This window comes from Streptomyces sp. ICN903 (assembly GCF_022015835.1).
In the GTDB taxonomy this organism is placed as follows: Bacteria; Actinomycetota; Actinomycetes; order Streptomycetales; family Streptomycetaceae; genus Streptomyces; species Streptomyces fenghuangensis.
The window spans coordinates 1-9,234 of the sequence record NZ_JAKMAY010000232.1 but is presented as its reverse complement, the minus strand read 5'-3'; the positions used below and the strand labels follow the sequence as shown (position 1 = coordinate 9,234).

Here is a 9,234-nt window from a genome sequence, read left to right as displayed (position 1 = left end):
GCCCCCGGCTTCGGACCGCCCCCACCGCAGGCCGATCTGGGCGCCACCCTGGAGGAGGTCCGCGCCCTGCTCTCCTCCGGCCACTACACGCGCGTCGCCGACCTCCTGGGCGACGCCCTCCCGGCCGCCGTCGCCGAGCACGGGGCGCACTCGCCCGTCGTCCGCAGCCTGCGCAAGCAGTACGCGACGGTGCTGCTGGACACCGGCCAGTACGCGCGGGCGCTGCCCGAGATCAGCCGGCTCGCCCAGGAGTACACCGCCGAACGCGGCCCGCACGACCCGGTGGTCGTCCAGCTCCGCCAGGACGAGGCGCTGTGCCTGGAGCGGCTCGGCCGCTGACCGGGGCGGCCGGACCGCCGGCCGGGCAGCCCGCCGGACAGCCCGCCGGGAGGCCGTCCACCGGGCGTACGTTCAGAGTTCACCCGGGTGTCCCCTCGACGGCACCCGGCGTGACCGGCGCGTGACTAGCCTCCGCCCGAGGGGCCGGCGGCCGTGGACCGCGGGCGTCCGGCCCGCCGCCCTGTCCGCAGCGTCTGGAAACCACGTGCCGAAGCTCTCAGTGATCGTCCCCTTCCACAACGTCCAGGAGTACGCGCAGGACACCCTGCGCAGCCTCGCGGCCAACGCGCGGCCGGGTACGGAGTTCGTCCTGGTCGACGACTGCTCCACGGACGCCACCGCGGAGATCCTCGACCGGGCCGTGAACGACCTGCCGCGCGCCCGGCTGGTGCGGCACGAGGAGAACCGGGGGATCGCGCAGGCCCGCAACACCGGCATCGAGGCCGCCGAGGGCGAGTACCTGACCTTCCTCGACGGCGACGACTGGTACGCGCCCGGCTATCTGCGGGAACTGCTCCACGCCGCCGAGGAACTGGACTGCGACTTCGTGCGCACCGACCACGTGCAGTCCACCGGACGCGACCGCACCGTCAAGCGGGCCCCGGCGCGGCGGCGGGACGCGGTGCTGAGTACCCGGGACGCCATCGCGCCGGCCGAGATGGAGACGATGGTGGACTATCCCTTCGTCTGGGCCGGGATCTATCGGCGCGGCCTGTTCGAGACCGGCGGCGACGGCCTGGGCATGCGGTTCACCACCCATCTGCGCACCGCCGAGGACCGCGTCTTCGTGTGGCAGCTCCACCTGCGGGCGAAGACGTTCGCGACGGTCGGCCTGCTCGGCGTCTTCTACCGGCGCGGGGTCACCACCTCGCTGACCCAGATCCGCGACGCCCGGCAACTGGACTTCATACCGGCCCACGACCTGATCCTGGCCGAGGTCGCCGCCGACCGGGAGGCCGAGCGCTTCCTGCCCAAGATCGTGCGGACCTACTGCGCCATGATCGCCTTCCACGCGGTGAACGCCCACCGCTACGAGCCCGCCGCCGCGCGGCGGCTGAAGCACGAGTCGGCGGCGGCGCTGCGCCGGATGCCGCGCGAGGTGCTGGAGCGGACCCTGACGTCGATGGACCACGAGCGCGCCAGAACGCTGCGGCGGCTGCTGGGCGGCACGGCACGGAAGGCGGCCTGACATGGCTGGCACCACGGACACCACCGGCGCCATGGACACCGCGGGCGCCACCGGCGACGGGAGCGTGAGCGGCGCCGACGGGGGCGCCCGCGTCCAGATCTTCGAGGTCTCCACCCTCTACGGCGCCGCCACGCTCGCCGCCGCCCTGGACGCGGGCCTGTTCGGGCCGTGGCACCGGACGCGGCGCGTACTGCTGGTCTCCAACAACGCCGAGGTGCCCGAGACCGCCTCCCGGCTGGACGGCATGCGCGGCTGGCGCCGGCTGGCCGCCCGCTTCGACCGGGTGGTCGACTGGAACGACGCCATACGCCCCCACCACCCCAGCACCTGGAGCCCGGCGGGCAACGACTGCCCGCTGTGGGAGCGGATGTTCCGCGCGAGCTGGGACCTGGGGGACGGGCCGGTCGACCTCGTCGTGGAGTCCGTGCACGTCAGCCCGGCGAGGGCGCTGGCCTCGATCTTCGCGAGCGCCTCCGTCCACGTCTACGCCGACGGCCTGATGAGCTACGGCCCCACCCGCGAGAAGCTGCCGCAGACCCTTGCCTGCCGCATCCAGCGGCTGCTCCACCTCGATCTGGTGCCCGGCCTGACGCCGCTGCTGCTGACCGAGTACGGGGTGCCGTCCGAACTGGTGCCGAACGAGGTCTTCCGCTCGGTCCTGGACGAACTCGACGACGCCGCCGGGGACGACGGCCTGGACGCCGAACTCGACCCGGACGGCGAGGGCATGCCCACCGCCGTACTGCTGGGCCAGTACCTGGCCGCACTGGGCATCCTCACCGCGGACGAGGAGGAGGCGCTGCACGAGCGGATGCTGCGCGGCGCCGCCGCGGCCGGGCACCGCACGGTCCTGTTCAAGCCCCACCCCACCGCGCCCGCCCGCTACTCCAGGGTGCTGGACAAGGCCGCCGCCGACACCGGCGTACGGCTGGTGGTGCCGAAGCGGCCGATGCTGGCCGAGACCGTCTTCCGGCGGTGCCGCCCGAAGCTGGTCGTGGGCTGCTTCTCCACCGCGCTGCTCACCGCCTCCGCCCTGTACGGCGTGCCCGTCGCCCGGGTGGGCACCGGGCCGCTGCTGGACCGGCTGACGCCGTACCAGAACAGCAACCGCGTCCCGCTGACCCTCGTCGACGCCCTCGTGCCCGATCTGGAGGCCCCGGGAGAGGGGGGCGGCCCGCGCGGCGAGGTGGTCACCGAGTCCGCGGAGGCGGTGCGGCGGGCCGAGCCGCTGGTGCGGGCCGTCGGGTACTGCATGCAGGCCGAGCGGTACCCCGCCCTGCGGGCCGAGGCCGAGGCGTGGCTGGCGGCCCACCTGGACGACACCACGGTCCGCTACTTCAAGCGGCGCCGGCTGACCGCGCTCGGCCTGCCCGGAGGGCTCGCGCCCGGGCTGGTGCGCCGTCTGCCGGGCAGTGACCAGGCGCTGCGCGCCGCGCGCCGGGTCAGGCGGGCGGCGGCCGCCCGCGCCCGCGGGAAGTGAGCGGACCAGGCGGACCCGGCCCGTGCCGGAGCCCCGGTGGGCTCCGGCACGGGCCGCCGGCCGGTCGGCACGGCTAACCCAGATACCTGCGCAGCCCCAGCCGCCCCCACAGCAGGCTGGCACCGAACGACACCACGACCGTGGCGGCCAGCAGCACCACGAACAGCGGCCCGGCCACCGCCCCCGGCACATCCGCGGAGACCAGCGGCTCCACGATCGCCGAGATCACCATCACGTGCACCATGTAGGCGCCCAGCGACGCCCCGGCCAGCTTCGACAGCGACGGGATCCACCGGTCCGGAACCCGCACCCGGGTGACCATGAGCAGCACACAGCCGGTCATCACGGCGACCAGGAGGTGCGCGTTGGGGATCACGTAGTGGATCCGCGTGTGATACCAGAGCACCCCGGCCATCGTCAGCGCCATCGGCACGGCCCACACCCACCGGCGGCCCGCCAGGCGGCCCAGGGCCCCGGCCGGGAGGGCGAACAGCATCGCGCCGCCCAGCGCGTACGCCACCTGGTAGACGCCGAAGCCCCAGCCGAAGCGCGGCAGGTCCCAGCCGGTCCACCGCTCCAGGTCGCCCATCAGGGAGGGCGCCGACGCGAGCACCAGCAGCACCGCGCCCAGGCCCCACGGCCGCTTCCCGGCCCGCACGAGCACCACGAAGGCCAGGGCGGCGATCAGCGGTATGTAGGCGTACATGAACCACAGGTGGTACGCGGGCCGCACCGACCCGAACAGGGCCTCCACCGCCAGCCGCGACACCGGCCCGTCGTTGGTGCCCCACGCCCGGCCCCACAGCAGATACAGGGCCGTCCAGACGAACAGCGGCACCGAGTTGCGCACGATCCGCCGCCACATGCGGCGGCTGTCGCGCGGCGGCGCGCCGACCAGCACCGCCCATCCCGCGATGGCGAAGTACATGGGCACCGCGAACGGGTTGAGCGCCTCCACGACGTGCCCGGTCCAGTAGGCGCCGGGCCCGCCCGACTCCTCACGCCCGACCGCGGCGATGAACACCCCGCCGACGTGGCCCAGCATCACCGCGACCGAGCAGATCAGCCGCATCAGGTCGATGTCGTGCCGGTGCTCGCGCGGCGCGGATCCGGCGGCGGGCTCGGTGGCGGGCTCGCGCCCGGGAACGGATCCGGGAGCGGAGGAGGACGAGTGGGCGGCGGGCGCCGGAACCCCGGGGAGGGCCGCTTTCCGCGTGAGGTCGCTCTGCCCGGAGCCCGCGCCGGCGTCGGGGCCGCGCTCCGGGGACTGCACGGCTGTTTCGTTGGACACGGAGGCCACTCTCGGGCACCCGGGTGTACGGAGTGGTAACGACCGGCGAACACTGCCCGAGCCGCCCCCCGTCCCCCCGGGTCCCGCCGTCCGGCTCCGGGAAGAGCGGTACGTATCCCCCCGGCCGCCCGCTCGTTTGCCGAAACAGTGCCGAAACGGTGGTGGGAGCCACGCCGACTGCCTAGCATCGATCATCGCCGGGACGGCATTGCACAGGTGTTCCCCAGCACCGTCCACACCACCCGTTCCACAGCCGCACTCAGGAGGCTCAATGTTCCGCCGCAGGACCTCGCTCTCCCTCTCAGCCGCGGCGGCGGTGCTCGTCGCGGCGCCGCTGCTGACCGCGTGCGGCAGCGAAGCCCACCCGGGCGCGGCGGCCGTCGTCGGCGGCGAGCGGATCACCATGGAGCAGGTGCAGTCGCAGGTGCGGGCCGTACGGGCCGCGCAGGGCGAGTCGGACCGCAGCGCCGAGCTGATCCGGAACACCGAGCAGCTCACCCGCGGCACGGTCGGCTCCCTGGTCTTCGAGCGGGTGCTGGAGCGGGCCGCCGACGACGCCGGGGTGACGGTGAACCGCGGCGAGGTCCAGCGGGCGCGCGAGGAGGCCGAGCGCAACGTGGGCGGCCCCGAGCAGCTGGAGGCGATGATGCTCCAGCAGCGGGCCGTGGCGCCCGACGAGATCGACCAGGCGGTGCGCTCCCAGCTGCTGGTCCAGAAACTGGCCGGGAAGCTGGGCGCCAACCTCCAGACGCCGCAGGGTCAGCAGGAGATCACGCGGGCTCTGACCGAGGCCTCCGAGAAGCTGGACGTGACCGTCAACCCGCGCTTCGGCGCCTGGGACGACAAGCAGATCACCCTGACCGACGCCGAGGAGCCGTGGATCAGGAACGTCTCCGATCCCGAGCCGCAGCAGCCCGCCTGACGGCCGCGCGCTCCCGGCCGGGGCCGGTCCCCGCACGGGGACCGGCCCCCATCGGTTACGTTCGGGGCGTGAACCTCTCCAGCCCCGCGCCGGCCCCCGCCACCGGCCGCATCGTCCTGCTCACCACCAGCCACCGCGTCGCGCCCGGACTGCTGTCCTGGCCCGCCTGGCAGGCGCTGCGCACGGCCGACCGCGTCCTGTGCCCGGACCCCGGCCACCCGCAGCTCCCGTACGTCCGGGACGCGGGTGTCGAGGTGGAGGACGTCCGGCCCACCGCCCGTGAACTGGTGGACGCCTGCACGGGCGCGGACGGCGGCGACGGCGCCCCGGCGGGCGGCGGGCGGACGGTGGTGGTCCTCGCCGGCGCCGAGGGCGAACCGGAGCTGACCGACGGGCTGGCCCGCATGGCCGGCTCCGGCCGCGAGGCGATGCCCGAACTGGAGCTGCTGCCCGGCTCCTACGACCTGCCCGGCGCCCGACTGCTGGACCTGGTGCAGGTCATGGACCGCATCCGCGCCGAGTGCCCCTGGAGCGGCACCCGCACCGGCGAGGACCTGGTCAAGTACGGCGTCGAGGAGATGTACGAGCTGGTCGAGGCCATCGAGGAGGGCGACCGCGAGGCCCTGCGCGAGGAGCTGGGCGACGTGCTGCTCCAGGTGGTCTTCCACGCCCGCATCGCCCAGGACGACCCCGACGAGCCGTTCTCCGTCGACGACGTGGCCGCCACGATCGTGGAGAAGCTGGTCCACCGCCACCCCCACGTCTTCGGCGACGAGACCGCCGAGACGCCCGAGGAGGTCAAGGCGCACTGGCTGCGCACCAAGGCGGTCGAGAAGCGGCGCGAGTCGGTCACCGAGGGCATCCCGCTGGGCCAGCCCGCCCTCGCCCTGGCCGCGAAGCTGGCCGGCCGGGCCCGCGCCGCGGGCATCGACGCCCTCCCGGCGGGCGAGGGCATCGGCTACGAGCTGCTGGCCCTGGCCGCCCGCGCCGAGGCCCGGGGCACCGACCCCGAGACGGCCCTGCGGGCGGCGGCCCGCGCCTACCGGGACGCCATACGGGCGGCCGAGAGCGCGCTCGGGGCGGGCACGGCGGCCCCGGGAGCCGGAGACCGGCAGGGGCCGCCCCGGGCCGAGTGACCGGGCCGCGCGGGGGTACCCGAAGGCCATGAACGGCATCTACGCAGCGGATCACATCCCACTGGCCGCTTCCGACCTGACGATCGGCATCGGCCCCCTCATCGCGGGAATCGTGGTGGCGGGCCTGCTGATCCTGGCCGTGGTGTACGGGCTGCGCCTCCTCAAGCGCGGCGACGAGGGGGTCTCCACCCCGACCGAGTGCCCGGACGAGCCCGTCGTCTACGAGGACGGCGTCCGGGAGGACGAGGAACTGCCCCGCGACGGCAGGCGCCGGCTCCCGTACGAGCTCCAGGAGCACGAGGACACCCACCCCGTCGATCCCGACAAGCGCCCCACCTGGAGCCCCGGCAGCAGCGGCGGCTTCGGTTCCGGCGGCCCCGGCCACACCTGATCCTCCGGCCGAACCGGGCCGTGCCTGGTCGCGCCGGGCCGCACCCGGCCGTTCCCGGCCACGTCCGGCCGTTCCCGGTCGGGCCGGACCGTTGAAGGGCGCCGCCGGGGCCGCCAGACTGCCCCCATGACGATCTTCGCGACGGCTCTGGAGCGCGGCGCGCGCCGCACCCGCCGGGCGGCGGCCCGGCTCACCCGCCCCGACGGTCACGGCAGGGGCGCGCTGGTCGCCTTCGGCGCGCTCGCGGCGGCCGACCTGCTGGCCACCGCCCGCCGCCCGCGCGGCGCCGCCCGCGCCGGCAAGCCGCTGCTGATGCCGGCGCTGGCCGCCCACGCGCTGCGCCGCCGCGAGACGGCGGACGCCCCCGCCCCGAGGACCCTGCTGGCCGGACTGGCCTGCGCCACGGCCGGCGACACCGCCCTCCTCGCCGACGAGTACGAGCCCGCCTTCCTCCTGGGCATGGCCGCCTTCCTGGGCACCCAGGCCAGCTACACGGCCGGCTACGTACGCCAGGGCGCGCTGAAGGGCCTGCGCCGCCGCCCCTGGATCGCGGCGGCCGGCCTGGCCGGCTGGGCCGCGGCCAACGCCGCCATCGCCCCGGGCCTGGAGAAGCGGCTGCGCCTGCCGGTTGCGGGTTACAGCCTCGCCCTGACGGCCATGGCCGTCACCGCCCTGGGCACCGGTGCCCGCGCGGGCACGGGTGCGCTGGCCTTCCTCGGCTCGGACCTGCTCATCGGCCTCCAGGCCGCCGGGCACACCTTCCCCGGCCAGGAGGTCGCGATCATGGCGGGCTACCTCTTCGGCCAGTACCTGATCACCACCGGCTGGCCCGTCACACCGGTGTGAGCGGTGCGACCGCCGCGACAGGCGAGGGGAGGACCGCCCTCCGCGCCGGGCGCGGCCGGTGGTCCGACGTACCGCGTACCGGCCGCACCGTTTCCGCCGTGCACGGGGTCTTCGCCGGTCCACGGGCCGGCGAAGACCCCGGGGCGCACACGGCGTGCCGTGCGCGCTTCCGGCTCAGCGCCGCTCCAGCTCGTCGCGGAAGTCCCGCTCGCACTGCTGCTCCTCGGCCGCGCTGCCGGCGTTCCGCAGGCACTCGTCCAGGTTGCCGAACTCCTCGGAGTTCAGGAACGACACCCCGGCGGCGATGACGGCGACGGAGGCCACCAGCGCGATGGCGCCCGCGATCGCGCCGATCAGGGCCATCGCGCCGTTGGTCGCCTCGCCCCTCTTGACGCGGCGGTAGCCGATGACGCCCAGCACGATGGCCGCGATGCCCAGCAGCACACCGCCGATGAGGGTCCAGAACAGCAGCAGACCGGCCACGCCGACCACGAGGGCGGCGATGCCCAGCCCGTTGCGGGGCGGACGTCCGGCCGGCCCCGGGGCGCCGGGGTGGCCCTGCGGAGAGGAGTACGAAGCCACTGCGATTCCTTTCGGTCGGGTGAGTCGGGCGAGTCGGGTGCGGGAGGGGGCGCGACCCCGCCGCGGGTTTCCGGCGGCTTTGCCCGGACGGGGCGCCGGCGCGGGAACCCGCTCTCCCGCACTCATACGGGGAACTGTCAACAGGCCTGTGTGCGAAGCGTGTTGGCTGGACAACCGGCTTCCCTCCGGCCACCGCCGCAAACGGGCTCCCGGCCGGGGGACGCCACGGGGTCAGTCCGCGATCCGGACCCCCTGCAGGGCGGCGAGCACGACGAGGCCGGCCCATGCCGCCCCCCGTACCCACCCGGGCCTTCCGCCGCCGGCGGGGCCGGCGGCGAGGAGCGTGAGGGTCAGCGAGACGCCGAAGGCGGAGCCCAGGGCGTCGCGGACACCCCGCCACCCGTCCGCGCCGCCCGCGGCATGCGATGCGAGCAGGGCGGAGGACCAGGCGGCGAGGAGGACACCGGTGATGATCGCGAGCCACCGCACGACGCCGGTGCCCGACTCCCCCTCCTCCCGCGGATCCCTCTCCCCTTCGGTCACCGCCTGCCCCCGAGGACCAGGATCAGGACCACCGTGATCACGGTGAGGGCCGGCATGAAGACGCCCATGGACGGCACGTCCGCGGGCGGCTGGTACTTGCTGACCGCATGGTGAGGCACGGGCTTCACCTCCTTCCGCCCGTGGCGACGTACAGGACGACCGCGAGCGAGGCGAGGAAGACCGCCAGGACGATCCACTCGTGGCCCCGGGGCACATGGAGCGCCCCCGAGGTGATCGCGTGCAGCGGCATCCCGTCCCCCCGTCCTCCACTCGGCACTGGTGGACGGAGTGCCCGCACAGCCGGTGCGCAGGGGGCTGTTTCAGGACATTCCCGCGCGGTGGTGACACGCCGTGGGCGGGTGCGGGCCGGACGCCGGGTGCGCAGGTGGCCGGAAGCCCGCCCGGGAACCACGGCTTCGGGGGCTCGCGCCGCCGATGGCGCACTTCCGACTCGCGCCGCGTCGCCGGTGGGGACGATGAGGGTGGGGACCGCGCGACGCGGCGCCGTGCGGGGG

Annotated in this window: 11 protein-coding genes and 1 pseudogene; 7 read left to right on the top strand and 5 right to left on the bottom strand. The window is 75.1% G+C overall.

Features of this window, described 5'->3' with window-relative positions; all coding sequences use genetic code 11:
* The 3 genes and pseudogenes from L7D48_RS21190 to L7D48_RS21180 all read left to right on the top strand — a co-directional run.
* Positions 1-339: pseudogene (locus L7D48_RS21190) on the top strand (serine/threonine protein kinase); the annotation flags it as partial.
* Positions 340-544: 205 nt separating this feature from the next.
* A complete protein-coding gene (locus L7D48_RS21185; protein ID WP_237881389.1) occupies positions 545-1,528 on the top strand; it encodes a glycosyltransferase family 2 protein in 984 nt (327 codons plus the stop codon).
* A 31-nt stretch (positions 1,529-1,559) separates the two neighbouring features.
* Complete coding sequence (locus L7D48_RS21180) at positions 1,560-3,008, top strand: alpha-2,8-polysialyltransferase family protein (RefSeq protein ID WP_237881391.1); 1,449 nt, start codon at positions 1,560-1,562, stop codon at positions 3,006-3,008.
* Positions 3,009-3,081: 73 nt separating this feature from the next.
* On the opposite strand, the gene L7D48_RS21175 is transcribed toward L7D48_RS21180, so the two are convergent.
* Positions 3,082-4,299, bottom strand: a complete 1,218-nt coding sequence (locus L7D48_RS21175) for an acyltransferase (protein WP_237881387.1) — start codon at positions 4,297-4,299, stop codon at positions 3,082-3,084.
* A 271-nt stretch (positions 4,300-4,570) separates the two neighbouring features.
* Between L7D48_RS21175 and L7D48_RS21170 the strand changes: the two genes are divergently transcribed.
* The 4 genes from L7D48_RS21170 to L7D48_RS21155 all read left to right on the top strand — a co-directional run bounded on the left by L7D48_RS21170 (position 4,571) and on the right by L7D48_RS21155 (position 7,594).
* Complete coding sequence (locus L7D48_RS21170) at positions 4,571-5,221, top strand: SurA N-terminal domain-containing protein (protein WP_237881385.1); 651 nt, start codon at positions 4,571-4,573, stop codon at positions 5,219-5,221.
* Between the two features lie 68 nt (positions 5,222-5,289).
* On the top strand, positions 5,290-6,357 hold the full coding sequence (locus tag L7D48_RS21165) for a nucleoside triphosphate pyrophosphohydrolase (RefSeq protein WP_237881383.1): 1,068 nt from the start codon (positions 5,290-5,292) through the stop codon (positions 6,355-6,357).
* Between the two features lie 28 nt (positions 6,358-6,385).
* On the top strand, positions 6,386-6,748 hold the full coding sequence (locus L7D48_RS21160; protein ID WP_237881381.1) for a DUF6479 family protein: 363 nt from the start codon (positions 6,386-6,388) through the stop codon (positions 6,746-6,748).
* A 126-nt stretch (positions 6,749-6,874) separates the two neighbouring features.
* Positions 6,875-7,594, top strand: a complete 720-nt coding sequence (locus L7D48_RS21155; RefSeq protein WP_237881379.1) for a lysoplasmalogenase — start codon at positions 6,875-6,877, stop codon at positions 7,592-7,594.
* Positions 7,595-7,768: 174 nt separating this feature from the next.
* On the opposite strand, the gene L7D48_RS21150 is transcribed toward L7D48_RS21155, so the two are convergent.
* From L7D48_RS21150 to L7D48_RS29195, 4 genes are all read right to left on the bottom strand, one after another.
* Positions 7,769-8,176, bottom strand: coding sequence for a DUF4190 domain-containing protein (locus L7D48_RS21150; RefSeq protein WP_237881377.1), 408 nt, complete (start codon positions 8,174-8,176; stop codon positions 7,769-7,771).
* A gap of 231 nt (positions 8,177-8,407) precedes the next feature.
* The gene (locus L7D48_RS21145) at positions 8,408-8,719 is read right to left on the bottom strand and encodes a hypothetical protein (RefSeq protein WP_237881375.1); all 312 of its coding nucleotides are present in this window, start codon (positions 8,717-8,719) and stop codon (positions 8,408-8,410) included.
* On the bottom strand, positions 8,716-8,838 hold the full coding sequence (locus L7D48_RS29200) for a hypothetical protein (protein ID WP_256463074.1): 123 nt from the start codon (positions 8,836-8,838) through the stop codon (positions 8,716-8,718). The genes L7D48_RS21145 and L7D48_RS29200 overlap by 4 nt, the downstream gene beginning before the upstream one ends.
* A gap of 5 nt (positions 8,839-8,843) precedes the next feature.
* Positions 8,844-8,969: a hypothetical protein gene (locus L7D48_RS29195; protein WP_256463073.1), complete on the bottom strand. Its 126-nt coding sequence runs from the start codon at positions 8,967-8,969 to the stop codon at positions 8,844-8,846.
* Positions 8,970-9,234 lie beyond the last annotated feature (265 nt).